Consider the following 25,967-nt stretch of genomic DNA (forward strand, 5'->3'; position numbering starts at 1 on the left):
CCTCGAAAGGGGCGCCTACGATGTCGCACGCTGAAAATCTGGAACTGCTTCCCCTCGATCGCCTGAGGCCAGCCAAGCGGAACGCGCGGACACACTCCCCTCGGCAGGTGGAGCTGCTGGCCAAGTCGATCCAGGCGCACGGGTTCGTGTCGCCCATCATCATCGACGAGGCTGACAATGTGTTGGCTGGGCACGGACGCCTCCTAGCCGCGCGTTCGCTCAAGCTTGAAACGGCGCCCTGTCGCCGACTTGTTGGCCGATCGCCGGAGGAGCTTCGGGCCTTCGCACTTGCAGACAATGCGATCGCGGCCAAAGCCGGCTGGGACAAGGAACTGCTCGCCCTTGAGCTCGAGGAACTCTCACTCATAGAGCTGGATCTCGAGCTGACCGGGTTCGAACAGTTTGAGGTCGACACCATCCTGTTCGATGGTCGAGCCGCCTCCCCATCCACGTCAGACGTCGCCGACGAACAGCCGCGACCATCAGCGCAGGCGGACGCCGTCACCAAACCAGGTGACGGGTGGCAGCTTGGGCGTCACCGCCTCGTCTGTGGCGACGCCAAAGACCCCGACCTGGTTCGACACCTGATGGGAGACGATCAGGCCGACGCCATCTTCACAGACCCGCCCTACAATGTCCCGATCACCGGCCACGTCTGCGGCCTTGGGAAGGTCCAGCATCGCGAGTTCGCCGAGGCTGTCGGCGAGATGAGCTCCGATGAGTTCACAGCCTTTCTCAAGGCTGCACTCGCCCCCGCGGCCGCCGTTGCTCGAGATGGTGCGATTGCCTTTGTCTGCATGGATTGGCGTCACATCGCCGAACTCACAGCCGCCGGCGCCGAGGTGTTCGATGAGCTAAAGAACGTCTGCGTCTGGGCGAAGACCAATGCTGGCATGGGGACCTTCTACCGGTCGCAGCATGAACTGGTGTTCGCCTTCAAGATCGGTCAGGCGCCGCACATCAACAACTTTGGCTTGGGCGATAAGGGTCGATACCGCACGAACGTCTGGTCGTACGCCGGCGTGAACAGCTTCCGGAAGGAGCGTGACGCTGAGCTCGCGATGCATCCGACGGTCAAGCCCGTCGCGCTCGTCGCCGACGCGATCCGGGACGTGACTCATCGTAAGGGCATCGTCCTGGATCCCTTCGGTGGCTCTGGGACGACCTTGATTGCCGCCGAGATGACCGGCCGGAGAGCCCACCTAATTGAGATCGACCCGACCTATTGCGACGTTATCGTCCGCCGTTGGCAGGCTTACACCGGGAAGTCAGCGACGATCGGAGGCGGTAGCGCCACCTTCGACGAGACTGCCTTGGAGCGTCGCGCGGTCGCCGAGAAGGAGGCGGCATGAGCGACAGCGAATGGCATGATCCCGGTGATGAGCCGGAGGACGTTGGGTACTGCCGACCGCCTAAGCGCAGTCAGTTCCGCAAGGGGCAGTCGGGGAATCCGAAGGGCCGGCCGAAGAAGCGGCCGCAACATTTTAGCCAGCGGCAGCTGACCCACGCGATCATCGAGAACTTGGATGGTCCCATCACCTTCACGAACTCTGACGGGGTGACGATCACTTTGTCAGGCTCGTCGGCGATGTTGACGATGGCCAAGAAGCACATCCTCCAAAACCCGAGCATCGCCGGCTTCAAATTCTACTACGACCTCCTCCGACAAGCGGCCTCTGAGAGCGAGCGGAGACAGCCGGAGGCCCACAAGCTGATGGATCAGATCACTGACATGCTGGCCGCCAACCCGCGGACCAAGCTAGACGACTATGCTCGTAGCGAGATGAAGCGCGCTACTGAGCGAACCCGTCGCCCCTAAGCGATCAGCGCCTTGAGGTCCTCGCCCAGCGCGTCGGCGATCCGAACCATAACCATCAGACTGGGATTGCGCCGGCCGCGCTCGATACCCCCGAGGTAGGTTAGGTCGATCTTGGAATCGAAGGCCAAACGCTCTTGCGACAGGCCGCGCGCGAGCCTCAGCCGACGCACGTTCTCCCCCACCCGCTTTCGCCAATCTTCCATTTGCAGGATTGGCCACGGCAAGGCTTATAGTCGCTAGGGATTATAGTCCCTGTTGCGCTGATGGGCTGTAAGCCCGAGGGGGAAAGTTTGAAGAAGACCGCTGTCGCTATGACCACCGCCAGCCTGCTGCTAGCCGGCTGCGCCACCAGCCTGCCGACCTACGATTCCTGGTCTGCTCGGCGAGACGTAGATGCGTTCACCGACGTGGCGAGCTGTCGGGTCACGTTGGGGGATCTCGTGGCGCTCGATTTCTATCGAATGCGGGGCGCTCATTATTATCCTGTGATCGAGCGTCGAGGTGACGAAGTCCGGGTCGGGCTGATGTCTCATCCCGCTCTGCCGCTGCCAGTCGGTCGGATCCAGATCCGCGTAGACAGCCACGAGGCCTGGACGATCGATCCATCCGAGACTCCGGTCGATCGACCGGCCGTGACGCCGGATCAGATCATGGCCCAGCTGCCGGCAGACGCGACGCACGAACAGCGGGCTGCCGTCGAACGCTCCGTCCAGATGATGTCGGGGACGATCACGCAGTCGACCTCGCCTTACACAGTGGCGACGGGGGCGAGAGCGCTCGAGATCATCGACCAAATGCGAACGGGACAGCAAGTGATCTTCAGAACGGTGGGCGCCAATAGCGCCTCCTATGCCGGCAACGCGCCCCTGGGCGCCAGCTTCAACGCAGCTTTAGCAAGCTGCGGAATCTAGTCCGGGTCCGCTGACGCACCGAGAGCGCTGAGTACGGCCTCGGCGCTCTCAACCACATCTGTCTGGAGCCCATAGCCGAGGAAGAGCCGCACTGCGCCGTCCTCCTGCTCCGCAAACGCACGCACGCTCGAAGAGCGAACCCACACCCCTTTGCCTTCGGGATTGGTGAAGCGCGTGAACATCAGAAATTCTCCCAGGATTGCCATAGTTGGCGCACGAGCCGGACGTGGTCGCAGGCGCTGATGGCGCCATCCTTGTCTCGGTACCCGAACAGAGCGTGTTGTGGTCATGGACCATTCTCCGACCAAACACGCTCTCTCGGCTGCGATCGAGCAAATGCAAGACGCAGCCGAAATGGTGGTCGAACTCAGCGGCCAGCCAGTCTCCCTGAAAAGCATGCGCGACCTTCGAAGGGAGGCGCTACATGCGGCAGGTCTTGCGCGTCAGATCGAGCGCCTGTTGAGCCGTCGGCAATGATGAACGCCAGACCGCACTAGGTGCTCGACTTCCTCTGCAACGGAAGCGTTGGTCGTCTCCAGACGAAACGGAGATGACCATGAAGCAGACCACGGTGCAGCCCTGCAAACCACAAGCGATGCCGTCCAAGAAGCGCCGTCGCCAAGATCTAGACGACAGCCTCTCCGCGGACCTTGCAGAGCTCGAGACGGCCCGCCTGCCGCGGATGCGCCAAATCTGGCAGGACCGGCTTGGAGACACGGTCCCACCCACTCTTCGAAGCCCGGAAATCTTCCGGCGGATGCTCGCCTATCGGCTTCAGGAGACTGTGCGCGGAGGCCTCTCATCCAGGGCCCGCCGCAAGATTGCGGAGATCAATGCGAAGGCGCTGAACGGCGCGGCGCCGGCCGCACCAATCGTTCGGCTCTCTAGCGGCACGACACTCGAGCGCGAGTGGAAAGGCGCCACCTATCGGGTGGAGGTGGACGGTGACAGGTTCCTATTCGAGGGCGACACCTACGGCTCGCTTTCGGAGGTCGCCCGCAAGATCACCGGAACACGCTGGAACGGGCTCTTGTTCTTTGGCCTGCGCAGCCGTCCCGAGAAGGCGGCCGCCTGATGACCGTTCGTCGCTGCGCCATATACACTCGCAAATCCTCTGATGAGGGCTTGGAGCAAGGGTTCAACTCCCTGCATGCTCAACGCGACGCCTGTGAAGCCTATGTCCGATCTCAGGCCGGCGAAGGCTGGAAGGTGATCCCCACACTCTACGACGATGGAGGGTTTTCTGGCGGCACGATGGAGCGTCCCGCTCTGCGCCAACTTCTCGCCGACATAGAACGCGGCCTGATCGACATCGTGGTTGTCTACAAGGTCGATCGCCTCACTCGCGCCTTGTCGGACTTCGCTCGCATCGTGGAGACTTTCGATGGCTCAGGCGTCTCCTTCGTCTCGGTGACCCAGGCCTTCAACACCACGACCTCTATGGGCCGGCTCACGCTGAACGTGCTGCTGTCCTTCGCCCAGTTCGAGCGCGAGGTCACCGGAGAGCGCATCCGCGACAAGATCGCGGCTTCCAAGCAGAAAGGCCTTTGGATGGGTGGCGGCGTGCCCCTGGGCTACGACGTGCCCACCGATCCAACCAGCCGCGTGCTCGTCGTCAATGAGCGCGAAGCCGAGGACGTCAGGCACATCTTCAGGCGCTACCTGGAGCTGGGCACTGTCAGGCGCCTTGCTGCCGACCTAAGAAGTCGAGGCGTCTTTACCAAGGACCGCGTCGCCCGCTCAGGCCGCCAAATGGGTGGGCGACCGTTCAAGGAAGGGCACCTCTACTATCTCCTCAAGAACCGGACCTACCTCGGCGAGATCGTCCACCGCAAAGCAGCCTATCCTGGCCAGCATCCCGCCATCGTAGACCGCGAGCTGTTCGAGAAGGTCCAGACGCTGCTCGCCCAGAACGCGTTGGCTCAGCGAGCTGACCGAACGCCGCAGACAGGCCAGCTGACCGGCCGCGTGTTCGATGACCGCGGCCACCCGATGAGCCCGGTCACAAGCCGCCGCGGGCCTCGCATCTACCGGTACTATGTCAGCCAGGCGGTTATCAGGTCCGATCGCGGGGAAGCCGGGTCGCTGACACGGGTCCCCGCTGCCTCCCTAGAGCGCCTTGTGAGCAATGCGCTCATTGAGGAGACCGCGGGAACGGCGACGATTGAAGACGTGCAGCGCCTGGAAGTCGGTGCGAAGGGTCTCAAGCTTATCCTCCCAGCCTCGCTCATGGCCCCCGGTCGGGTGTTCGCCACCGATGGCGACAATGCGATCGTGCACTCAGATGGCGCCATCGGTCGCGTCGGCGGCGCCAAACGAGCGTTCGCCGGCGACGGTAAGCTGCTTGAAGCCGTCGGTTCCGTCGACGCCATCCAGAAGGCGCTCGCGCGGGCCCACCGCTGGGCAGCTCAAATCGCCAACGGTGAGCGCTCCGGCTCAGACGACATCGCCAAGGCGGAGGGATTGCAGTCTCGCTACGTCGACAAGCTGCTACGCCTCGCCTGGCTCTCACCACAAATTCAGGAAGACATCCTGAGCTCGGATCGGTGCGCCCGCACCTTGGGAGATCTGATCCATACGGACCATCCACTGGCTTGGACCGCGCAGTCGCTCTGACTGCTACCAATCGTTCAGGTTGAAGGTCCATGATAGAATATGGCTCGCTTCCGCCCCAGAAATCGCAGACGGTCAGCTCGGCTGCTGAGGCTCGGGACGACAGTGTTCGTAGCGACCTTCATCATTGTGATGTGGGGGCCCGCAATGGTCGCCAATCTCCAGTCGGCGGCGAGACAAACAGCTATTCAACAGCCCGCCGTCACCGCTGACACCTTCGTGTGCAACGTGGCGTCGATCACCGATGGCGACACGCTGCGTTGTCGGGACGGCACGCGGATCCGACTGCATGCGATCTCTGCGCGCGAGACAGACGAAACCTGTTCCCCCGGGCACCCCTGCCCCGCTGCTAGCGCTATGGCCGCGACGGAGGAGCTGACGAGATTGGCGGCCGGGCGGCAGCTGAGCTGTGAGCGCGTCGGCCGGAGCTACAATAGGGTGACGGCAATCTGCGCCGATGAGGCTGGCCTTGAGATCAACTGCGCAATGGTGCGGAGCGGCACGGCCGAGCTGTGGGATCGGTTCAATGCTCAAAGGGCGATTTGTCGATAGCCGCCCAGATTTGACCTTCGTGAGGCGTGAACAACAGACGCTGGGGCTGACGCCTTCTGCCGTGGCACGTATGGGCGGTGCAAAGGCCAGCAGGGATGCAGCGGCAGAAGGCAGGGTATCGATTGCATGAGCAAGAGAAGGGCTGCGTGGGAAGCCGTCGAGGCCGACCATAGTTCTCGTCCCGAAAGCGCTCTGCGCTGCAAGTTGGGCGACCAACTGATCGTACATCCAGCAGGGAGCCAGCTGCAGGCTCCAGCTTTCTACATCCTGGGCTTTAACGGCGGGGAGACCAGCGAAGACGAAGCCTCGAGATCGAATACGCCGACCCGTTCGGCGCGCCACTGGTTCGACCTCTGCGCCAGGGCGGCAAAGGCTGTCGCAGCACCCGCTTGGGGAATCACCGAACGATGCCACTGGGGAAGTCCGGACATCCCCACACTGACGAAGCGCCTACGCACACGAACGGCTCTACGCCGCTTGCTCACGCTGCACGCCCAAGCAAACCTGGCGATGTTCGAGGAAACGCCTGCCCTCGTCGTTTGGGTAACAGGGCTCGGGTATATGTCGGAGACGGTAGAGGACTACGGCCTCACGGAAGTGGGAGAGCCCAAGCTTCGCGCGCCGCCCTTGAAAGGAATTTTATGGCGCGAGTTCGTGGATGCAGGCGGCGTGCCGTACCTCTTCTCCCGCCATCCGACTGGTGCTCGCTATGCGACGGGCGAACACAATCTGCTTTTCGAGAAACTCGGAGAACTGGCGCAAGCACGCAGGGCGCTGCTCGCAAAGAGTCCTAGCGCCTCGCCGGGCCGATGATGACAGGCCCTCGAGTGCATCTGAATCGCGCCAGCAGCGGACATTGACCAAGTTGTCGCAAACGGACATTGCGATCGGTGCGACAACGCCGATGGAGAGAAGCCGCCGATGGGCCTGCCACCATTAGAAGAACGCCGTAGTGACGTGCTCGCCGAAGAGGTCGCGACGCTGGAGAAGCTCGCCAGCGAAATCGAGTCCGTGGCCCGTAACCACAAGATCCCCCAGCTCAATCCTCTCGCGCAGCGCGTCCGTGACGCGGTCGATAAAATCGAGAAAGAACTAGCGCGGCGAGGAGGGGAATAGGCGCTATGCGCTAAGAGCGAACATTGGTAGGTGGCTCTAAAACAGACATTGGCAGGTGGCCCCTCGCTCCACAATGAACCGGACACGTCAGGCATTGAACTCGGCTTCCCATGGCCCTGCGGCGGCGCTGCCGACTGGGCACGGAAACCGGAAAGCCGCGCCCTAGTGGTCACCGATCCGCAGCCGCTCGGCCCGCCTCGGCCGCGCCCCTCGCCGCTAGAGCGAGACTAGTCGGCTCCACCCCGACGGAGGAACTTCCACCGGAACCAGCCCCCTCCTTCGCACAACTTGCAATGGCGCTTCGCGAGAAACCACGGCTAAGCTAGTAGCATGGCCCGCGCATCCGCCCCTCCGCCGTTTCGTCCGTACTTGGCCCCGATGCTCCTGCAGGCCGCCAGCGCCGCTCGCGACGCCCCCCTATTGACCGTACTCGGTGCCGAGATTGAGGCGCTGCTCGCTGCAGCCGGCGCCTCACGCATGATCCTCTCCCGCACGCCGGTCATTGTGTCAGGCGGTTTGCGGACCGTCGTGATCGAGTACCGCCATGAGTCCCAGCCCGCTTGGGCCCCGGCCGGCCGCTTCATGGACATCAACCATCATCTCGTGGTCGTCTCGGTCAAGGGGGCGCTCGCGGCTGTCTGCGCCTCCGAGCCGGCGATGAGAGACCGCATCGGCAAAAACCTCACAGCCGCACGCCCCGTTTCGCGCTCGACCGTGGAGACCGCCTTCGTCGGAACTCGCACCAAGGCGCTGTGGCTGAACGGCATCCACGTACGTTCCGACGCCAAGGCGGACGCCAAGACGCTGATGGGCTCGAACCTGGAACTGGCGCTCGATCCGCTCGGCGACCAGAGCTATGCCTTCAACGCCGTCAGGAGTCGCGTTCCCTTGGCCCTGTCGGGCGGGGCCGCCGACCCGGTGATTGGGGCCGCGCCGGCCGAAGGGCGACTGTGGCTCAATCGTCCCTCTGACTGGAACTGCTTTGTCGCCGACATCGAGACCATTCTCGACGCCCTGGCCGTGGCCCTCGCCGGTCCGGCCGTGAGCCGCTTTCCAGCCCTGGCGCAGAGCGTGTCCGATCTCGCCCAGGTGACGGACGCCTATGCCGTCGCCTTTGTGCCGCCGGATCTCCTTCTTGAGGATACGGACGCAACCGTGCGCGACCTGGCCGTTCGCTGGGCCTTCGGCTCTGGTTTCGTCGTGACGCCCGCTGCCGGACCGGACATGACGGCCGCAGTGACGCTCGAGGGCGTCGCCCTAGGTGACCTGACGATCCAGCCGATCATGGCGAACGGAAAGGTGTCGGTCACCTTCGCCTGGATGACCGATCCTCCCGCCGGCGCCGCTGGGCGCGCCGAGTTCGATCAGATCGCCGCCAACCACGACTGGCTGAAACTCTACTACGGCAGCGGCCACACCATCGCAGAAGGCCACTGCTACGTCGCCGCCGTGTCGGATCGCTGGTTCCCCGACTACAAATTCAAGAACCTCGCCGGCTACGATCTGAGGATGGAAAAGCCCGACGTCCGCCGAGGACACACGCTCGCCCTCTCGATCGGTGAGCCGAAGGCGAACGGGCAACGGGACAACTCCCTATTCGGATACTGCCATGATCACTTCAGGCAGGGATGGCTGGCGAGCGACGATCGCTCCATGGAACTTGCGGACTTCATCCATATCTCGGAGGCCGGGGCGGTCACCCTCATCCATGTCAAACGCGCAGGGTCAACCGGCGTCCGGATCGCCTCCGCGTCCGAGTACGAGGTGGTCACCGGCCAGGCCATCAAGAACCTTAGGCACCTCGAGCGTCGAACCCTCGCGGACGCCCTGGACGCCGGCCGAAATCTTCAGATCGCACGCGCCGTCTGGCGCGACGGCGTCCGCCAGCCTGACCGTACGGGCATGATCGCCGCGGCCCGCGCGCTCGCTCCGGATCACGAACGGACGGTGGTGATCTTCCAGCCGCATCTGACGAAGACCGAGCATGACGATTGCAAAGGCGGCACCGCCACGCCAAGCCGGATACAGAAGATGAAGCAGTTGAACACCTTGCTTCTGTCCGCCCGCCTTTCCGCTAGCGCCGTCGGCGCCACGCTCGAGGTCTGGGTGGCGGCCTGAGCCAGCGGACAGAGCCTTGACTGGCCCGGCACACGGCTGTCCTTCAGTGCACTTGTCCTAATGTGTACTCAGCGAAACCGAACGTTAGCTTGGTGCCATGAGCGGACTTTGATGCCTAGCTCGAATGGCGACATGGGTCAGCGGCTAGATCTCGATGGGCTACGGTAAAGCTCTACACAAATCCCCGTCACACCCCCCCCGGGAGAATCCATGACCGTCCCCCCATCCCCATCGCCTCCTTCGGCGACAAGCGTGCGCTGGCTGTACCGGAGGACGGTCGACGCAGCGGGCACCTCGCACATTGTGCTACACGCGCTGAACCTGTGGTGGATCGCGGCGGCGGCTGCTGAGGAGACCATACAGGGCACGGCCATGGCCCCGGCCTTCCTCGCGCTTTTCGACGGCCACCTCAGCACGACCGATACGACGTGGCTGCGTTGGCGCGAGGACCTCGCTACCAGCGCCGAAATGCGCCGAGCCTACTCCGCCCTCTACGGCCGCTTCTTCGCCCGCGGGATGCTCCAGCACGTTAAGGGAATCACGAACTTCACGCCGCTCCACACAGACCAGACCAGGGTCGGCTCCATCACTGTAGCGCGTGTCGAGCCTGGCGACATTCCGGACTGGATCGCGTGGGACCCCGCAGCGCAGGTGCATGTGCTCGGCGAGGCGAAGGGCAACCTAACGGGCAGCGAAGGCCAGTTCCGGACGGGAACACCCGGCTGCATTATGAATGGCAAGGACCAATTCGAGCGCGTGAGCGTCGTCAACTCTGCCGGCGCCCAACTCTGGGTGGATGGATGGGTCGCCGCAAACCTTTGGGCCACGGACCAACGTGACCGTCGACCCGTGTTTGTCGCGTGGGACCCGCTGCGCAAAGGCCTTCGGCTCGACGGACAGCAGGCCGAAGAGAAGGCGCGGGAGATGCGAGGCGCGTGGCTCGCTTCCCTTGCCGACGGCTTCGCCGAGCCTGCGCTCCGGGACGGCGGGGGGGCCTTGGGCCCGACCGTCTTTGTCTTCGCACCGGCCACCGCCTATCGAGCGCCCAGGTCACCGCAGCCGCAGCTCGGACGGCTCCTGCCTCGCGTCGATGAAGTGATCGACGAGCCATCACAGGAATGGCACGCGGGACGCTACGTGCCGGCGATCCTGACACGCCATGGGCTGCGGCCGATGCGCGGTCGGGAAGCTGTTGCGGAACTGCTGCGCCTGCAGAGGCGCGCAATCCATGAGGGCGAGCTTCTTTGGTTCGTGGGCCTGCGTGCCGATGCGGCAAGCGCGAACGCTCAAGCTCGGAAGCCGTGGACGTCCGACTACGGAGTGGTCACTCCTAGTGGACTGGCCGTCTTCGACCTTCGGAAGGTCCGCTTCGGCCGGATGCGTTGACAGCATTCGAGGTCTGCGATGGGCGGAACTTCGTCGTGCTGCTTAGATGGCAGTCGAAATCGAAGGCCGAAAAGCGCCAGAAGCGGACATCGGCTCCCCGCCTGGAAGTAGACAAAAGATCACGAACCGCAGAAGCCGTGCGGACGAACAAACAATGAACTGGACGACGCATCGCGCAGCAGTCAGATTTCCCATCTGCCGAATCTCGCATGCTGCTCGGCTCGGAGTGAAGATGACCGCGCGCAACCGACAGATGTCCTTCTATGAATTCTTCGCTGGTGGAGGCATGGCACGTGCTGGACTTGGCGATGCGTGGACTTGCCTGTTCGCCAACGATTTCGACGCCAAGAAGGGCTTCACGTATCAAGCCAACTGGGGGACCGGTGGTGAGCTGACCATCGGGGATATACGCGACCTTGAAGCGAGCGCCTTGCCCGGCGCCCCAAACCTCGTCTGGGGCAGCTTCCCCTGCCAAGATCTCTCATTGGCAGGTGCCGGGGCGGGCCTCGCCGGTGCGCGGTCCGGCACCTTCTATCCCTTTTGGGACCTGATCCGGAGATTAGTGGACGATGGACGAGCACCGGATCTCGTGGCTGTCGAAAACGTGTGCGGCACGCTGACGTCGCACGGCGGCGAGGACTTTCGCGCCATCTGCCGAACCTTCTCAGAGGCCGGGTATCGCTATGGAGCCCTCGTCATCAACGCGGACCTCTTCGTCCCACAATCTCGACCCCGCCTGTTCGTCATCGGCGTTCGGGCAGATGTCCCGATCCCACTGGAACTTTTATCGCCGGAAGCGATCGGCCCGTTCCACACCCGCGCCCTGAGCCGCGCGATCGATACTCTCTCTCCAGAGGTTCGTGAGAACCTCGTCTGGTGGAATGTCCCCACTCCCGAAAGGCGTCAAAGCACGTTTGCGGATCTGATCGAGGACACACCTGACAGCGTCGTCTGGCATAATCAGCTCGAGACCAAGAAGCTGCTCGACATGATGTCGCCGGTGAACTTGGCCAAGGTCGAGGCCGCCAAACGCGCCGGGCGGCGCATGGTGGGCGGTGTCTACCGCCGGACCCGTCCCGACGGCCAAAGGGTCAAGGTGCAGCGGGCCGAGGTCCGGTTCGACGATGTGGCGGGATGTCTGCGAACGCCGGCGGGCGGCTCCAGCCGCCAGATCATTCTCGTCGTCGACGGTCCGCGGGTTAGATCTCGCCTCATCTCAGCGAGGGAGACAGCCCGCCTGATGGGCCTTGAGGACAGCTACATCCTCCCGAACCGCTACAATGAAGCCTATCATTTGACGGGCGATGGCGTTGCCGCTCCCGTCGTCCGGCACCTGGCCCGACACGTTTTCGAGCCCGTGCTGGCGGCCGCTCCGGCTTTGCGTCAGGTCGCCTGAATGGCGGGTCCTCTGCAGTTGGAGGACGGCTCTCACCTGCCTCCCTTTGAAACAGAAGATCTGCGCGCCAATCTGGCTGCGTTTCTCGACTCCGGTTTTGACGATCCATCAGGCCTGAGGGTGCGGGTCGGGAATTATAAGTGGGGCGTCTACGCTTTCTTCGACTACGACGGCGAACCCATCTACGTTGGCCAGACTAATGAGATGCTGCGCACCCGCATTCGGCGGCACCTCACCAATCAACGGACGGACGCCGTGGCGATGTCCGTCCTCGACCCTTTTGAAGTCTATGAGATCGAGGTCTGGCCGCTTCCGGATCTCCAGCAAGTCAGTGGCAAAGACGTTGAGGCCAAACGTCGCCTCGACGCTCTAGAGCGGCTGATCACCGAACAGGCGGTGGAACGGTCGACCTTCAAGGCGATCCTAAACGAGAAGGATCCTCCGCCGGGCGTTCTGGCTGTCGAGGCTCCGCGATCGTTGCGCGGGCGGATCGTCTCGGATCGAGTCTTCGAACTCCGCTCCCATCCAGACTTTCGTATCGCACGGCGCGCTCTCGTGATCTCACGTTTGGCGCAGGTGATCTCCGAGCGGAAAGTCCAAGGGGGCCTCCGGCGAGTTCTCAAGACGCAGGCGCGACGATTACAGTGGCTTGCGGAGAGGCGCTATGAGGCCCTCGGTGGAGCCGCCTCGGTTGAACATGAAGACGTGCTCGACGGCGGCACCTAGCCTGGCACTCCCATACTGAGCCATCCCGGTGCAGGACTGGCTGGGCAAGCACGGCTTCCGGCAGACCTGCCCCGGCAACGGACCTCGAAGCCGCACCGAATGACGGTCGTTCGGCGGCGACTACAGCTTTCCCTCCCTCGGAGCACGGCGCAACCTGTGCTAGTACCATCCTGGGAGGGTACGTGCTCACACAGATCAAGAAGATCAAAAGCTTAGGCGTATTCGACAATTACGCCTCACCGCCGGAGCTGAAGGCTTTTGAGCGGTTCAACGTCATTTACGGTGAGAACGGCTCCGGCAAGACAACGCTTTCCCGGCTTCTCGCCTGCCTTCAGGCGGGCGAGCACAAGGACTACCCGAGCCTCGAATTCAGCGTCGATACGCAATCGGGGTCGCTGACCCACGGCCAGAAGTACGTGCGGAACGTCCGCGTCTTCAACAGCGACTTTGTGGAAGCCAACATTGGCCGGTTCGACGGTCCTCTTCGTCACATCCTGATCCTGGGCGAGGAGAACAAGGCGGTCGCGGCAGAGATCAAAGCCGAGGTCGCGACCCGCGACGGCCGGACCAAACGGCTTCAAGATATCGCCGCCGCCGTCACGAAGCTGGAGAACGAGCGCGGGAAAATCTTCTCGACCATCGCCAAGACCATCGGCGAGGCGACCAGCGGTTCGACCCTGCGGAACTATCGCAAGCCCGACGCCGAAACCGCCTTTGGCAAGCTTGCGAACCCCAAGTCGCTCAACCACTCCGAACTGGAAATCCACCGCGCCACCGTGCGGCAGGAGCAGATGCCGGAAGTCGGCAAGCTCAATGTCCCCGGCATCATTGAGCCCGAGACTGGCAAGACCATCGGGCCGGTCGGGGCCGCGCACGCGCTAGCAAAGCGGTGCACGGCACTCACGATGCGGTCGGCGCAGTCAGCCGTCATTGCGCGGCTTGCAAGTTATCCGGACATCGCGGCCTGGGTTGAGGAAGGCGTCACCCTCCACAAGCACCACGCCAGCGACACCTGCGAGTTTTGCGCCCAGCCACTGCCGGCGGCCCGATTGAAGGCCCTTGCGGATCACTTCAGCGTCGAGGACCAGCAACTCAAGGCGGAGATCGACCGCGAGCGGGTCTGGATCGCCACCGTGCTGGAGGCCCTTGGCGGCTTCACACTGCCGGATCGCCTCGCGCTCTACTCAGAGCTTCGCGCCGACTACGACACCGCAGTCGCGGCCTTCGAGAATGAAATGGAGGCCGTCAGAGCGCGGGTGGCCGCCGTTGACGGCCTGCTCGCTGAGAAGCTGACGCGGCGTACAGAAGCTTATGACGGCGTGGCCCAATCAGATGCAGAAGCATTGAAGGCGGCCCTCACAGCGATTGCCGATGTGATGGAGAGGCACGACACCAAGACAAAAGGCTTTGAAGCCGAGAAGGTGGCGGCCCGAAATGCCATCGAGGCCCACTATCTCCTGACCGTCAAGGCACAGGTCGAGGAGGTGGCGGCAAAAATCGCCACCTACAAAGCCGAGGAGACGTTGCTCAACGACGGCGGGGACGGCCTGCCCGACAAACGAAGCCTTGCCGCAATCACGCAGTCGATCATCGAAAAGCAGGCCCAGATCTCGAACGAGCACAAGGGCGGCGAGGAGCTTACCGCGCACCTGAAACAATTTCTCGGCCGCACCGATCTCGTCTTCGAGAACAACAAGGACGGCTATGTCGTCCTGCGACGGGGAAAGCCTGCGAAGCGTCTCAGCGAAGGGGAGAAGACCGCCATCGCCTTCCTCTATTTCCTCGTCCAGCTGAAGGATCAGGACTTCGACCTGGCAGAGGGCGTGGTCGTCATCGACGATCCCATTTCCAGTCTTGATTCAGGCGCGATCTATCAGGCGTTTTCGTTCCTGAAAAACGTCACGCAAGACGCCAAACAACTCTTCATCCTGACCCACAATCACGAGTTCCTGCGGCTCGTAATCAACTGGTTCCAGAACCTGCCGAACTCTCTCGGTAAGAAGTCGTATGCGATGGTCCTGTGCTCCGAGACTGCGGCCGGACGCTCCGCCCGCATCACGGCACTCGACCCGCTTTTGATCGAACACGCGACCGAATACCACTACCTTTTCAAGGTGCTCTACACATTCCAGTCGGACGGCACGATCCTCAGTTGCTACCACGTGCCGAACGTGGCTCGGAAAGTCCTTGAGACCTTCCTCGACTTCCATCTGCCCTCCAACATGTCGCTCTATCGCAAGCTTGATGAGACGGACTTCGACCCGCACAAAAAGACGGCGATCTTCAAGTTCACCAACGACCTGTCGCATTTCACCGGGAAGGGTTTCGATCCCGCCTTGGTCTCTGAAACCCAGAAGAACACCGCATACCTTCTGGAGATGATCAAACAGGTGGCTCCCCTGCATTACGCCGGGCTTGAGGCGTTGGCCAAAGGTTGATCAGCCATCAAATCTTGGAGCGACCTCTGAACTCCTCAGGGCGCTGAGCAGACCTTCTTGACGGCAGCAAAGAGCCCATAGCCGAACTTAGCCCGTGCGAGCGCGCTTGCTCGAGCTTGCACTTGGAAATGGGTACTCAATCCGTTTCGCGGAGAGAATCTGCGGTCTCAGGCCCCCGAACCGCTCACCAAAGGCGCCACAGAGAGTCAGAGATCCGCGCCCGTGAGGTTCGCAAGCCGCGGAACACGCGCAACAATACCCCGGATAAATTTATTCAATAAAATCAATAGGGTATTGCTGGCGGGCACGTAGGGATACGAACGCTCGGTACCCATTGCTCCAACCCACGGAAGCTCCGGCGCATTTCCAGAAATCCTAGGCCGAACCTCGCCTTTGCCGCACAGGTCACGCCTTGGCGCTGTGTGGAAATGGGTACTCAATCCGTTTCGCGGAGAGAATCTGCGGTCTCAGGCCCCCGAACCGCTCACCAAAGGCGCCACAGAGAGTCAGAGATCCGCGACCGCGAGGTTCGCAAGCCGCGGAACACGCGCAACAATACCCCGGATAAATTTATTCAATAAAATCAATAGGGTATTGCTGGCGGAGACGGAGGGATTCGAACCCTCGGTACCGGTTACCCGGTACGACGATTTAGCAAACCGTTGCCTTCAGCCACTCGGCCACGTCTCCGGCAGGCGCGTGACCTACCGGGCGGCGGCGGCTTCCGCAAGGGGCTCTGACGCCCCCGTTAACGGGAATTCCACCGGCAAGCGACACAATAGGCGCATGTCGAACTCCGCCCGCATCCGCATTCCTGGCGACCCGCCCCCGCAAAGGGGCCTGGATGCGGCTGGACTCCAGGCCATGGCCGCCAAGGCGCTGGGAGCTCCGGATCCGCGCAATCGGCGTGGCCCCTTCCGCCCTGAAAAGCTGGTCAGCAGCCGTAAGCGCCAGTCTGAGCGCCTGTCATCCTTCTATTTTCGCGGCATCGACATTGCGTGCCTGATCAGCCTGACCCTCGCCTTGATGCTGGCGTCGGGCACGTCCCCGATGACCGCTCCGGTTGCCGCCGTCGCCCCCCTGGCGACGGCGGTTCTGGTCGCACTGGTCGCCTTGAGAGGGATGCGGCTGTATGGATTCGCGCGGGGCGAACGGCTGGATATTCATCTGCTCAAGGTGGCGACCTCCTTAGCCCTGGGGACCCTGGCCGGCGCGTTCGTCGCTATCCCTATCGGCCAGATATCTACGCTGACGCCGCTGACCGAATGGGCGATGGCCGGTGCGGCTCTGATCGGCCTTCTGCATGCCCTGTGGTGGGGGGTCGTCAATCAGTGGCGGGCCGACGGTCGCCTGACGCCATCGATCGCCATCGTTGGAGCCACAAAACACGCCGAGCGCCTGATCAATGAGGCCTTGCGCCGTCGCGACATGAATGTGCTGGGGGTTTTCGATGATCGGCTGGGACGCGCCCCGGACGCCGTGGGTGGTGTGCCCGTTCTGGGCGATCTCGACGCGCTGGTCAGTCATCGCCTGACACCGTACCTGGACCACATCGTGGTCGCGGTTGATCCGTCAGCCCGCGCCCGTGTCGGACAGATCACCCAACGCTTGGCCATCCTGCCCAATGCCGTCTCGCTTGTGGTGGATCAGGACGGCGAAGACGCACGCGATGCCTCGCTGGCGCGCCTTGCCCGGTCGCCACTGGCCTCGATTGATGGGTCGCGGGACCCCGACCGGGTCGCGTTCGCCAAGCGCCTTCAAGACCTGGTTATCGGCGGCACCATGCTGTTTGGGCTGGCCCCACTTCTCGCCCTGGTCGCCGTCGGCATCAAGATGGACAGCCCCGGTCCGATCTTCTTTCGCCAGCGCCGCCACGGCTTCAACAACGAGGAAATCCTAGTCTGGAAATTCCGCACCATGCGCCACGAGACAGCGGATGCGACGGCCGCCCGTCAGGTCACGGCCGACGATGACCGGATCACCCGTTTCGGCAAGTTTCTGCGCAAGACCAGCCTGGACGAACTTCCACAGCTTCTCAACGTGATGAAGGGCGAAATGTCTCTGGTCGGGCCGCGCCCGCACGCTGTCGGAATGAAGACCGGCGATACCGAATCCGCCCGCCTGGTGGCTGAGTATGCCCACCGCCACCGGATGAAGCCGGGCATGACCGGCTGGGCCGCCATCAAGGGCTCTCGTGGTCCCCTGCATAGCGCAGGCGACGTCAAGCGTCGCGTCCAGCTAGACATCGACTATATCGAGCGCCAATCCTTCTGGCTGGACGTCTGGATCATTCTGGTGACCGCGCCTGTGTTGCTCGGCGACCGCGCGACGGTGCGTTAGGGCGATGTTCTGGCGCGGTCTGGTCGGCTATCTCCCCGCCAACATTGTGCAGGGACTGGTCGGTGTTCTCACCCTGCTGTTCTTCACGCGCCTGCTGAGCGCGCACGAGTTCGGGCAATACGCCCTGGCCTTTTCAGTGATGAGCCTGGCGCACGTCGCCTGCTTTACCTGGATCGAGGCCGCCATGGCGCGGTTCTGGGCCGCGCAGTCTTCTCCCGAAACCATGCGGGCGCACTTTGCGACGCTTTACCGAACATTTGGGTGGATCACCGCCGCCTATCTTCCCGTGGCAGCGGCCTTTGTGTGGCTGTGGCCCCTGGACCATCACCTCAAGCTCGCCGTCGCTGTGGGGCTGGTCGGCGTTCCAATGCGGAGCGCCTTTCGACTGATCCAGGAACGCCAACGCGCCGAGGGGGCCGTCATGGCCGCCTCCAGCCTGGACATCGCAGTGACCCTGGGAGGCTTTGCCATCGGCATCGTAGCGGCTTTGCTGGGCGGCGGTGGGTCGGCGCCGCTGGTTGGCCTCGCCGTTGCCCCCTTCCTCGCGGCCCTGCTCTTCACACCGGGGGAGGTCCGCAAAGGGCGTCAGACGCCGCCCGAGCCGGCGCGCGCACGCGTCTATGCGGCCTACGGCTATCCGATTGCGGCGTCCCTGATTTTGGCGCTGGTCCTGTCGTCCACGGACCGGCTGCTGTTGGCGGCGTTCCTGGATGAGGCGGCGGTCGGGGCCTATCATGCGGGCTACAGCCTCGCCAACCGAACGCTGGATGTCATCTTCATCTGGCTCGGGGCCGCCTCTGGGCCGGCCCTGGTAATGGCGCTGGAACGAGGCGGCCGCGCGGCCCTCAAGACAGCGGCGCGTGAACAGGCATCGACCTTTGTGCTGATCGCACTGCCGGCCGCCGCAGGCCTGGCGCTCGTCGCCCAACCGCTCGCCGAGTTGATCATTGGCGAACAGCTTCGCGAAACAGCCGCCGCCATCACCCCCTTGATAGCCTTGTCGGCCCTCTTCGCTGGTCTGACGACCTACTATTTCCATCAGGCCTTTACCCTCGCCCGGCGCACCGGCCTGTTGCTGGTGGCCATGGCCATCCCTGCCGGACTGAACCTGGTGCTCAATCTGGTGCTCATTCCGCGAATGGGTGTGATGGGTGCCGCCCTGGCGACGGCGCTCAGCTATGGCCTGGGCCTGGTGGCCTCTGCGGCGCTTGGAGCCCGTGCCGTCTCCTTGCCGATCCCGGGGGCAGCCATTGTGCGCTGCGGGCTTGCAACTCTGGTCATGGCGGTTGCCGTCTGGCTGGTACCGGCTTCAGGCGGTCTGGTGGAGCTGATCTCCAAGGCCACAGTCGGGGCTTTGGTCTATGGGGCGGTTGCCTGGCTCATCAACGCCGCCGGCGTGCGTGACCACGGCTCACAGGTTCTCAAGACCTTTCAGGCAAGATGGGCCGCATGAAACGTAGCGCGCCCAAAACCCGAGCGATGACCGACAACGCTGCCTGGCGCACTGCGCGTCCTGCGGTGTCTGTTCTGGTGCCCTTCTTTCGGGATGATCCCAGCGGATTGATCGAGGCGCTGTCGGATGAGGCCCAGGCCCTGGCCGGCTCGGTTGAGCTGATCCTTTTGGATGACGGTTCCGGTGACGACGCTCTGGCCGAGCGGGTTACGGGCCTGGTCCAGGCATCGCGCCTGCCCACACGTTTCATCCGCTTGAAGAAAAATGAGGGACGCTCCCGGGGACGCAACCGACTGACCACGTCGGCGCGCGGCGGCAGTTTCCTGTTTCTGGACTCCGATATGCTGCCGGATGATCGGCGCTTTCTGCAAACCTGGGCCGATCTGGTCGCGCGCCAGGACCCGGCGGTCGCCTTCGGTGGTTTTTCTCTGTTGCAGGCCCCGCAGGACCGCGCCTTTGCTGTCCATCGCGCCATGTCGCAAAAGTCCGAGTGCATCCCCTACCAGGAACGCGCGCTTCAGCCTGAGAAGTACGTCTACACCTCAAACCTACTGGTTCGCCGTGATGTGTTCGAGGCCGAGGCCTTCGATTCGGAATTCTCGGGCTGGGGTTGGGAAGATGTCGAATGGGCGATGCGCGTGGCGCGGCGGTTCCGTGTCGTCCATCTGGACAATCCGGCGACCCACCTCGGCCTTGAGAGTGCCGACAAGCTGGCCGGAAAATACGAACAATCCGTGGCCAACTTCGCCCGCGTTGTGGACCGGCATCCCGACTTTGTCAGCCAATATCCCAGCTATCGCGCCGCCCGCCTGCTCAAGTCGGCACCTGGCGTGCGCCGGTGGCGCTCGCTGTTCAAGAAGGCCGCCCTTGACGAACGCGTCCCGGTGGCGGCTCGGGCCTTTTCCCTGAGGCTGTATCGCGCCGCCCTCTATTCGGAGGCGGTATGAGTGCGCTCGAGCCCTATTCGCCAGACCGTTCGCTGAAGGGCAAGCTGCGGCGACGCTGGGCGCGCGCCGTTCATCGGCGACCGATTGGGGGGGCGATCGACGGTCCCCTGATCTCGTTCAGCTTTGACGATTCACCCCGCTCTGCTGCCACGGCCGGTGCCCAGATCCTTGAGGCCCACGGCAAGCGGGGCACTTACTATGTTTGCGCGGGCCTGGACGGCAAACCCGGCCACATGGGCGACTACGCTGACCGGCGTGACTATGCCGACCTTTCCGTTCGCGGCCATGAGATTGCCTGCCACACCTTCAGTCACCTGGACTGCGGCAAGGCCTCCGAACCTGACATCGACCGTGACGTTGACCGCAACATCGAAGCCCTGAGCGAGGTCGGCATCACCACCCGCCATTTCGCCTATCCCTATGGTGACGTTTCGCCCGGTGCAAAACGTGTTCTGAATCGCCGCTTTGGATCCCTGCGGGCTCTGCATCCGGGGCTGGTGACGCCGGGCACCGACCTGAACCAATTGCCTGCCGTGGGGATCGAGGGACCGGAGGGCGAACGTCGGGCCGCAGGCTGGATCGACCGGGCCATCCGTCAACGAGTGTGGTTGATCCTGTACACCCACGATGTGCGCGAGACGGCATCGGACTGGGGCTGCACGCCTGACGCCTTCGATCGACTGGTTCGGCGCGCGTCGGCAGGTGCCCATGTCGCGCCGGTAGGCACCGTCCTTGGCCGGCTCGGGATTGTCTGATCATGCGCCTGGCCGTTGTCACGCCAACCCTGCGACGTCCTGAGGCGCTGGAGATCGCCATCCGCTCGGTCATGGCTCAGCGCGGTCTGGATGCCCGGCCCGACGAAATGGTGATCTCGGACAATGACCCGGAAGGGTCTGCACGCGAGGTTGTCGAGCAGCTGGCGCGTGAAGCGCCCTTCCCGCTCATCTATGTTCACGCGCCAAGGCCTGGCATCGCGACCGCGCGGAACACAGGCCTGGCCGCGACGGACGCCGAGCTCATCGCCTTTCTGGATGACGATGAAGTCGCGGCACCCGGATGGCTCAGCGCCCTACGACAGACACGGGCCACCCTCGGGGTGAAAGTCGTCTTTGGGCCGATCCGGGGCCGAGCGCCGTCGGCACCCGAGGCGATCCGTCCATACCTGGAACGGTTTTTCGGACGCTCCGGACCGGCGCAGGATGGGCTTGTCGATCAGCCATACGGCTGTGGAAACTCGCTCTTTGTGCGGGCGGGAACTCTGGATCGAAATCCCCCTTTCGACCTCGACGCCGACCAGTCCGGTGGCGAAGATGATGCCCTGTTTCAGCATCTGGCGCTGTCAGGCGTTCAATGGGGCTGGTCGTCCCAGGCTTGGGTCGACGAGGCGGCACCACCACACCGAGCCAACCTCTCCTATGCGCTGAGACGCGCCTTCGCCTTCGGGCAAAGCCCCAGCCAACTGGCCGCGCGGCATCGAAACTGGGTGAACGTCGTGGGCTGGATGGTGGTTGGCTCAGGCCAATTTGCTGTCTTTGGAGCCCTCGCCGTCGGTCAATGGTTGATCGGCCATGCTGCGCGGGTCGACACGACCGACAGGGCAATCCGTGGCCTCGGCAAACTGTTCTGGATGAAGCCGTTCGAACCGCAGTTCTACGGCATGGCCGAGTTGAAGCGGACCCAGCGCGCCGGCTGAGGGTCGCCCAGCGCCAGCTTGACCGCCACGGCCACGAACAGCACCCAACGCATGTCGTGCCAATTCAAGGTGATGCTCTCGGTCAGCATGGCGATGGAATAGGCGGCGACAAACGGCAGGGCGACCCAGGCCCCCTCATCTCCTGAGAAGGTGGCCCAGAGCGTGCGCATCCAGGTTTCGGTGAACCAAAGCCCAAAGGCGATAACGCCGATCAGGCCGATGTTCAGCCAGATCTCCATCCAGCCGTTGTGCGCGTGGTTGGCCCGGAAGCCGGCATAGTGGGTGATCCACGCCAGCGGCGCGAAGGCATCTGTGTCGTCCCAGATCGCCCCGTACCCGTAGCCGGTCCAGGCATGGCCGACCATGACGCGGTTGATGCCGTCCCAAATCTCGGTACGCCCGGTCAGGGTCGCGTCTTTGCCCAGAAAATCAAAGACGGCGTCGGCGGCGAACAACCAGATCGCCGCAATCAGAAAGAGCCCGACCAGGCCCACCCAGGCGGCCGACACACCGGCTGCGGGACCCCGGTGAACCAACCAGACGAATCCCATGCAGCCTACGGTGAGCAAGAGCACAACCAGCGACGTCTTCGAAGTCGAAGCCGCCACGAGCAAGACGCAGAGCAGCGCAAACGCGGCCCACATCTTCCGTCGTTGCGGGGCGAGCACAGCTGCGGCCACGCAAAAACCGAAGCCGACGGTCATATTGCCCCCGAGATTGTTCTTCTCGAGCCAGAGCCCTCTCCAAGCCCCGGGGAATTCCCTGGTCATCAGGCCCCATTCTGGCTTGGCCAAGGCCATCAAGACGGACAAAACCGCCAGAACGGCAAAAGCCGTAGCCACCAACTCAGCAAAGGTCGGCCAACGAAAACGAGCCGCCAGAGCGACCCCTCCCAGAGATGTAAAACCCAGGGCCACGAACCGCCGAACGGTCGCAGACGGATCGACGGACCAGAACCAGGACACGGCCACCAGACCTAGCAGGACCAGCAACAGGGGCGATCGAACCAGGCCTTCAATCGTCCGCGGCAAGGCCGTCAGGACCAGAAACAGCCCTGCGAAATAGGCCGGAAAATAGATCAGGCGGATCAACGGCCCTTCCTGGGTCGCCGCGCCATAGCCCATAACGGGGCCTAGCCAGCCTTGCGAATAGATCAGGACCAGAAGAACACCGCTGGCAAAGGCGAGCCCATCCATTGCCGTCGGCCGCGGCTCCGCCTGTGCCCGCATCTGAGCCAGGGACCACAGTTGGGCAGTCACCCCATGACTCTTTTCAGAAAGGACGGGGGCTGTGCCCTGGCCCGGTTGAACACCAGCCCGGCACATCGGGCCCCGGCGTTCTCCAGTTCGTCACGCAGGTCGGCCCCCAGAGATGCATCCGAGGCTTCCGCCGCCACAACCAGAACCACAGCGTCGGCAAATGGCGCAATCGTCAGCCCAAAGTCCGTCCGATCCGCAGACGGCGAATCCACGATGACCGTCTCGGCATGTCGACGCATGGCGTCCCAATAGGCCCCGCGCGGCAGAGCCACGGCCCGTTGTCCCGCCTTGAGCACGTCGGACCTGAATTGCGTCACCCAGAGGCGGCGCCCCAGACAAGGACGTGCCGACAGCAAGCGGGCATCGGCAATCAGGCGGCCATCCCGGCCTCGCAAGGCCGGCTGAATCGTGAAGAAGGCGGATCCATTGGGTGACGCCAGAGCCGGGCGGCCCAGGGCACCGAACCGATCCGTCTCTCGCGCCACGAGGCTTTGCTGAGTCTGATTGTTCAGGTCAGCATCCACCAGCCAAACCGGTTTGCGCGCCCGGACCGCTGCCAGTCGCGCGTATTCGCGGGCAACGGTCGAGGTTCCCTCACCCGATGTGGCCGAAATGAACTGAATCACACGACCGCGATCCGGTCGCGACGGACCGAGTGACGCCCAAAGGGCCGCCATCTCCTGTGTCAGGTCCACCATGATCGAATCACACTTTGCGTGTCACCAAGACCAGAAGCTACCACGGCTCACCGACCCTTGGCTGGCGTTACCGCCAGCACCGGCAGGTCGAGCGTGCGCGACGCCGAACCGGCGGTGACAAAACGACGGCCCAGAAACACCCTCATCAGCCCGAAGCACAATGCGGTGAAGCCGGCGAACAGAAAGGCCAGGGCCAGCAACGGCTTGCGCAGACTTGAGGCCCGATCCGGCGGGGTCGCGGCGGCGATGACGCGGACACTGTCCGCCCCGCCGCGCGCCAGATCAGCCGAAGCACTGGACTGGACTTGCCGCGCGGTAAAATCACGATAGGCGGTCGACAGAACCTCGCGTTCGGCGTTGAGCGCCCCGTTGCGGCTTTCCAGAGCGACCAACTGCCCCTGGCGTTCCGCCAGGGAATCGACCTGAGCCGCCAGGACCGCGCGACGCGCCGCCAGGGAATCGCGCTCGGCCTGGGCGCGCACGCGATCCATCTCCAGATCCTGCCAGACCGGATTGGGGCCGAGGCGCTGGTCGCGCACGCCGGACGCATTACCGCTTCGGGCCAGAGCCTCGAGTTGGGAGAGCTGAGCATCAATGTCCCGCACAGGCGGCGCATCCGGCTGATAGCGGCCTAGCAGTTCCTCACGGTCGGCCCTCAGCTCAACGATCTGGCTCTGGACCGAAAGGTTGAGGTCTTGCTGGAGGGTGATCTCGGCCGGGATCGATGTCATCTCGGCGCGCAGCGCGGCCAGCCGGCCCTCGGCCTGACGAAGCTGAGCCTCCACCGAGAGCAGTTCGTTGTAGGTCGTCTGATAGCTGGCAGCGACCGCTTGGCGTTCAGTCGCGAAGTCACCAATGTCGTTCTCGTTCAGGAACTGCTCATAGGCACGATCCGTGTCGTTCTGTTGGCGTTCGATCGCGTCGCGCTGTTCGGCCAGGAGGGGCGTGGTGGTGTCGCGGAATACTTCGCGGCGATAGGCCTGATAGGTCTGGATGATCTGGTTGAGGATGGCCGCGGCCGCCTGACTGTCCTCAGACTTGTAGGCCAGCTGGATCACCCCTGTATCCGGGGCCGTGCCGATTTCCAGGCTCCGCCCCAAGGCGATAACCGCCGCTGTCTGCTGCTCCGCCGGTGTGCCGTGGGCTCTTGGCCCGAGGATCGTACCCGGCCCCATGACCTCCACGACCCTCTGATGCAGGGCCGCGCTCGCGAGGATGGCCGCCTCGGCCTGGACCACGTCGGTCACTTCGGGAATGGCTCCACGCGCCGCGTCACCCGCGCGTGGCTCGTAGACATATTCCTGGCTCATCTGAACCAGCAGGCTGGAATGGGCGGTGTAGGTCTTGGGAAGGGAAAAGGCGGCAAACACCCCTATGCCAAACAACACCAGAAAAACGATCAGCATCATCAGACGCTCACGCCACAACAGCGTGATCATGTCGTCCCAGCCATGGCGCGGCCGTGACGACCAGGTCAGCCGTGCCTGACCTGCCCCGTACCCGCCCGACTGTCCCTGCATAGGCATGGAATGCGCGACTCGCCTCATGGTTAACGACAACCACCTTTGGAGGGCGTGCGTTAACTGCTGGTTACGTTTTGCCGTTAAGGCTCCCCCTATTCAGAAAGAGTCGTTCGAGCCGATGTTGCCCAACCGCCGCGCCCTTCTGACCGCTATTGCCGGCTCCGCCCTCACCGTCGCCTGCGGCGGTGGCTATTCGCGCTATCCGACCCCCGGAATCGGTCGCCAGGACCGGAGTACCTTTAGCTCTGGCAGCTTTGCAGACATCGGCTTTTCCGATTGGAGCGAGGCCGAGCCCGAGTATCTGCTCTATCCGGGTGATCAGATCGACGTGCGCACGCCCAGCGCCCCGGAACTGAACCAGCAGCTGACCGTCGGGCCGGACGGTCGCATTTCCATGCCTCTGATCGGCCAGCTCATGGTCGCGGATCGCAGTCTCTATGACATCGAAGCCGACCTCGTGGCTGCCTATACGCCGATCCTGCGCCGCCCGGAGGTCGAGGTTGTGCTGCGCCAGGCCGGACCGCTCAAGGTCTGGGTGGATGGCGAGGTCCGCACGCCCGGCGTCTATGACATGCCCGGCGACATCGACGCCTACCAGGCGGTCATTATGGCCGGCGGTTTCCTGCCCTCGGGACGGCGCGATGAGGTCGGCCTGATCCGTCGTGGTCCCGGCGGTCGGCGGATGATGCGAACCATCGACCTGTCGCGAGGGGACATGGAACATGTGGCCCTGCGGCGGATGGACATCATCTACGTCCCGCGAACAACGATTGCCGAAGTCGCCGTCTTCATCGGACAGATTCGCGACGCCCTGCCCATCGGCTTCACCTATGCCATCAACGGCCAGTACCAGCAGTTCTGATCGGTCGGACTGATCCAGTACGGAAAATCGGTGGCATCCACAGGTCCGGCCATTTCGCCCCCAGGCGAAACCGGCGACCGCCCTTGGCGTAACCGGCGTGCATAGGCCAAAGGGTTA

General features: G+C 63.5%; 23 protein-coding genes and 1 tRNA gene. 18 read left to right on the plus strand and 6 right to left on the minus strand.

Features of this window, described 5'->3' with window-relative positions; genetic code table 11:
* Positions 1 to 20 precede the first annotated feature (20 nt).
* Positions 21 to 1,352: a site-specific DNA-methyltransferase gene (locus tag G391_RS14590; protein WP_035304273.1), complete on the plus strand. Its 1,332-nt coding sequence runs from the start codon at positions 21 to 23 to the stop codon at positions 1,350 to 1,352.
* Complete coding sequence (locus G391_RS0110705; RefSeq protein ID WP_029087516.1) at positions 1,349 to 1,819, plus strand: DUF5681 domain-containing protein; 471 nt, start codon at positions 1,349 to 1,351, stop codon at positions 1,817 to 1,819. Before G391_RS14590 ends, G391_RS0110705 begins: the two co-directional genes overlap by 4 nt.
* Here G391_RS0110705 and G391_RS0110710 read toward each other — a convergent pair.
* Positions 1,816 to 2,022 carry a helix-turn-helix domain-containing protein gene (locus G391_RS0110710; RefSeq protein ID WP_029087517.1) on the minus strand — a complete coding sequence of 69 codons (207 nt, stop codon included), beginning with the start codon at positions 2,020 to 2,022 and terminating at the stop codon, positions 1,816 to 1,818. The two genes, G391_RS0110705 and G391_RS0110710, sit on opposite strands and share 4 nt — an antisense overlap.
* Positions 2,023 to 2,130: 108 nt before the next feature.
* Here G391_RS0110710 and G391_RS14595 point away from each other — a divergent pair, with 108 nt between their 5' ends.
* Positions 2,131 to 2,730, plus strand: a complete 600-nt coding sequence (locus G391_RS14595; RefSeq protein ID WP_051257299.1) for a hypothetical protein — start codon at positions 2,131 to 2,133, stop codon at positions 2,728 to 2,730.
* Here G391_RS14595 and G391_RS0110720 read toward each other — a convergent pair.
* Positions 2,727 to 2,912: a hypothetical protein gene (locus G391_RS0110720; protein WP_029087518.1), complete on the minus strand. Its 186-nt coding sequence runs from the start codon at positions 2,910 to 2,912 to the stop codon at positions 2,727 to 2,729. The genes G391_RS14595 and G391_RS0110720 overlap by 4 nt on opposite strands.
* A gap of 374 nt (positions 2,913 to 3,286) precedes the next feature.
* On the opposite strand from G391_RS0110720, the gene G391_RS0110730 reads away from it, so the two are divergent.
* The 9 genes from G391_RS0110730 (at position 3,287) to G391_RS0110775 (ending at position 15,075) form a co-directional block, all read left to right on the plus strand.
* Positions 3,287 to 3,805, plus strand: coding sequence for a DUF2924 domain-containing protein (locus G391_RS0110730; protein ID WP_245572084.1), 519 nt, complete (start codon positions 3,287 to 3,289; stop codon positions 3,803 to 3,805).
* The gene (locus tag G391_RS14600; RefSeq protein ID WP_035304277.1) at positions 3,805 to 5,346 is read left to right on the plus strand and encodes a recombinase family protein; all 1,542 of its coding nucleotides are present in this window, start codon (positions 3,805 to 3,807) and stop codon (positions 5,344 to 5,346) included. Before G391_RS0110730 ends, G391_RS14600 begins: the two co-directional genes overlap by 1 nt.
* Positions 5,347 to 6,021: 675 nt before the next feature.
* Positions 6,022 to 6,708 carry a hypothetical protein gene (locus G391_RS15645; protein ID WP_029087521.1) on the plus strand — a complete coding sequence of 229 codons (687 nt, stop codon included), beginning with the start codon at positions 6,022 to 6,024 and terminating at the stop codon, positions 6,706 to 6,708.
* Positions 6,709 to 6,816: 108 nt separating this feature from the next.
* Positions 6,817 to 7,011 (plus strand): hypothetical protein, encoded by a 195-nt coding sequence (locus G391_RS0110750; protein ID WP_029087522.1) that lies wholly within the window; start codon positions 6,817 to 6,819, stop codon positions 7,009 to 7,011.
* Positions 7,012 to 7,389: 378 nt separating this feature from the next.
* A complete protein-coding gene (locus tag G391_RS0110755; RefSeq protein WP_035304279.1) occupies positions 7,390 to 9,129 on the plus strand; it encodes a hypothetical protein in 1,740 nt (579 codons plus the stop codon).
* Between the two features lie 252 nt (positions 9,130 to 9,381).
* A complete protein-coding gene (locus tag G391_RS0110760) occupies positions 9,382 to 10,515 on the plus strand; it encodes a calponin homology domain-containing protein (RefSeq protein ID WP_029087524.1) in 1,134 nt (377 codons plus the stop codon).
* A 46-nt stretch (positions 10,516 to 10,561) separates the two neighbouring features.
* Positions 10,562 to 11,911 (plus strand): DNA cytosine methyltransferase, encoded by a 1,350-nt coding sequence (locus G391_RS0110765; RefSeq protein ID WP_342663506.1) that lies wholly within the window; start codon positions 10,562 to 10,564, stop codon positions 11,909 to 11,911.
* Positions 11,912 to 12,637, plus strand: coding sequence for a GIY-YIG nuclease family protein (locus G391_RS0110770; RefSeq protein ID WP_029087526.1), 726 nt, complete (start codon positions 11,912 to 11,914; stop codon positions 12,635 to 12,637). It abuts the gene before it with no gap.
* Positions 12,638 to 12,819: 182 nt separating this feature from the next.
* Complete coding sequence (locus G391_RS0110775; RefSeq protein WP_029087527.1) at positions 12,820 to 15,075, plus strand: AAA family ATPase; 2,256 nt, start codon at positions 12,820 to 12,822, stop codon at positions 15,073 to 15,075.
* A gap of 598 nt (positions 15,076 to 15,673) precedes the next feature.
* On the opposite strand, the gene G391_RS0110780 is transcribed toward G391_RS0110775, so the two are convergent.
* A tRNA-Ser gene (locus G391_RS0110780) sits at positions 15,674 to 15,765 on the minus strand.
* A gap of 96 nt (positions 15,766 to 15,861) precedes the next feature.
* Between G391_RS0110780 and G391_RS0110785 the strand changes: the two genes are divergently transcribed.
* The 5 genes from G391_RS0110785 to G391_RS14615 are packed head-to-tail and all read left to right on the plus strand — an operon-like array spanning position 15,862 to position 21,508.
* Positions 15,862 to 17,415 (plus strand): exopolysaccharide biosynthesis polyprenyl glycosylphosphotransferase, encoded by a 1,554-nt coding sequence (locus tag G391_RS0110785; RefSeq protein WP_084169217.1) that lies wholly within the window; start codon positions 15,862 to 15,864, stop codon positions 17,413 to 17,415.
* A 4-nt stretch (positions 17,416 to 17,419) separates the two neighbouring features.
* Positions 17,420 to 18,868 carry a lipopolysaccharide biosynthesis protein gene (locus G391_RS0110790; protein WP_029087529.1) on the plus strand — a complete coding sequence of 483 codons (1,449 nt, stop codon included), beginning with the start codon at positions 17,420 to 17,422 and terminating at the stop codon, positions 18,866 to 18,868.
* Positions 18,869 to 18,894: 26 nt separating this feature from the next.
* Positions 18,895 to 19,815 (plus strand): glycosyltransferase family 2 protein, encoded by a 921-nt coding sequence (locus tag G391_RS0110795; protein WP_029087530.1) that lies wholly within the window; start codon positions 18,895 to 18,897, stop codon positions 19,813 to 19,815.
* Positions 19,812 to 20,570: a polysaccharide deacetylase family protein gene (locus G391_RS0110800; RefSeq protein WP_029087531.1), complete on the plus strand. Its 759-nt coding sequence runs from the start codon at positions 19,812 to 19,814 to the stop codon at positions 20,568 to 20,570. Before G391_RS0110795 ends, G391_RS0110800 begins: the two co-directional genes overlap by 4 nt.
* Before the next feature lie 2 nt (positions 20,571 to 20,572).
* On the plus strand, positions 20,573 to 21,508 hold the full coding sequence (locus G391_RS14615; RefSeq protein ID WP_035304280.1) for a glycosyltransferase family 2 protein: 936 nt from the start codon (positions 20,573 to 20,575) through the stop codon (positions 21,506 to 21,508).
* Here the strand turns inward: G391_RS14615 and G391_RS14620 are convergent.
* The 3 genes from G391_RS14620 to G391_RS0110820 are packed head-to-tail and all read right to left on the minus strand — an operon-like array spanning position 21,466 to position 24,991.
* Positions 21,466 to 22,767 (minus strand): O-antigen ligase family protein, encoded by a 1,302-nt coding sequence (locus tag G391_RS14620; protein ID WP_245572085.1) that lies wholly within the window; start codon positions 22,765 to 22,767, stop codon positions 21,466 to 21,468. The two genes, G391_RS14615 and G391_RS14620, sit on opposite strands and share 43 nt — an antisense overlap.
* Entirely contained in the window at positions 22,764 to 23,465 is a 702-nt protein-coding gene (locus G391_RS0110815; RefSeq protein ID WP_029087532.1) for a P-loop NTPase family protein, read from the minus strand. Before G391_RS0110815 ends, G391_RS14620 begins: the two co-directional genes overlap by 4 nt.
* A 47-nt stretch (positions 23,466 to 23,512) precedes the next feature.
* Positions 23,513 to 24,991, minus strand: coding sequence for a GumC family protein (locus G391_RS0110820; protein ID WP_245572086.1), 1,479 nt, complete (start codon positions 24,989 to 24,991; stop codon positions 23,513 to 23,515).
* Positions 24,992 to 25,106: 115 nt separating this feature from the next.
* Here G391_RS0110820 and G391_RS0110825 point away from each other — a divergent pair, with 115 nt between their 5' ends.
* Complete coding sequence (locus tag G391_RS0110825; RefSeq protein ID WP_029087534.1) at positions 25,107 to 25,850, plus strand: polysaccharide biosynthesis/export family protein; 744 nt, start codon at positions 25,107 to 25,109, stop codon at positions 25,848 to 25,850.
* The last annotated feature ends 117 nt before the right edge of the window (positions 25,851 to 25,967 follow it).

The organism is Brevundimonas aveniformis DSM 17977, assembly GCF_000428765.1.
Lineage (GTDB): Bacteria > Pseudomonadota > Alphaproteobacteria > Caulobacterales > Caulobacteraceae > Brevundimonas > Brevundimonas aveniformis.

Bases quoted from the DNA above. Each gene is read 5' to 3' on its own strand.
- G391_RS14590 (WP_035304273.1), top strand. From the start codon at position 21: ATGTCGCACGCTGAAAATCTGGAACTGCTTCCCCTCGATCGCCTGAGG.
- G391_RS0110755 (WP_035304279.1), top strand. From the start codon at position 7,390: ATGCTCCTGCAGGCCGCCAGCGCCGCTCGCGACGCCCCCCTATTGACC.
- G391_RS0110705 (WP_029087516.1), top strand. From the start codon at position 1,349: ATGAGCGACAGCGAATGGCATGATCCCGGTGATGAGCCGGAGGACGTT.
- G391_RS0110800 (WP_029087531.1), top strand. From the start codon at position 19,812: ATGAGTGCGCTCGAGCCCTATTCGCCAGACCGTTCGCTGAAGGGCAAG.
- G391_RS15645 (WP_029087521.1), top strand. From the start codon at position 6,022: ATGAGCAAGAGAAGGGCTGCGTGGGAAGCCGTCGAGGCCGACCATAGT.
- G391_RS0110730 (WP_245572084.1), top strand. From the start codon at position 3,287: ATGAAGCAGACCACGGTGCAGCCCTGCAAACCACAAGCGATGCCGTCC.
- G391_RS14600 (WP_035304277.1), top strand. From the start codon at position 3,805: ATGACCGTTCGTCGCTGCGCCATATACACTCGCAAATCCTCTGATGAG.
- G391_RS0110785 (WP_084169217.1), top strand. From the start codon at position 15,862: ATGTCGAACTCCGCCCGCATCCGCATTCCTGGCGACCCGCCCCCGCAA.
- G391_RS0110815 (WP_029087532.1), bottom strand. From the start codon at position 23,465: ATGGTGGACCTGACACAGGAGATGGCGGCCCTTTGGGCGTCACTCGGT.
- G391_RS0110790 (WP_029087529.1), top strand. From the start codon at position 17,420: ATGTTCTGGCGCGGTCTGGTCGGCTATCTCCCCGCCAACATTGTGCAG.
- G391_RS0110750 (WP_029087522.1), top strand. From the start codon at position 6,817: ATGGGCCTGCCACCATTAGAAGAACGCCGTAGTGACGTGCTCGCCGAA.
- G391_RS0110720 (WP_029087518.1), bottom strand. From the start codon at position 2,912: ATGTTCACGCGCTTCACCAATCCCGAAGGCAAAGGGGTGTGGGTTCGC.
- G391_RS0110825 (WP_029087534.1), top strand. From the start codon at position 25,107: ATGTTGCCCAACCGCCGCGCCCTTCTGACCGCTATTGCCGGCTCCGCC.
- G391_RS0110765 (WP_342663506.1), top strand. From the start codon at position 10,562: ATGGCAGTCGAAATCGAAGGCCGAAAAGCGCCAGAAGCGGACATCGGC.
- G391_RS14595 (WP_051257299.1), top strand. From the start codon at position 2,131: ATGACCACCGCCAGCCTGCTGCTAGCCGGCTGCGCCACCAGCCTGCCG.
- G391_RS0110795 (WP_029087530.1), top strand. From the start codon at position 18,895: ATGACCGACAACGCTGCCTGGCGCACTGCGCGTCCTGCGGTGTCTGTT.
- G391_RS0110710 (WP_029087517.1), bottom strand. From the start codon at position 2,022: ATGGAAGATTGGCGAAAGCGGGTGGGGGAGAACGTGCGTCGGCTGAGG.
- G391_RS0110820 (WP_245572086.1), bottom strand. From the start codon at position 24,991: ATGCCTATGCAGGGACAGTCGGGCGGGTACGGGGCAGGTCAGGCACGG.
- G391_RS14615 (WP_035304280.1), top strand. From the start codon at position 20,573: ATGCGCCTGGCCGTTGTCACGCCAACCCTGCGACGTCCTGAGGCGCTG.
- G391_RS0110770 (WP_029087526.1), top strand. From the start codon at position 11,912: ATGGCGGGTCCTCTGCAGTTGGAGGACGGCTCTCACCTGCCTCCCTTT.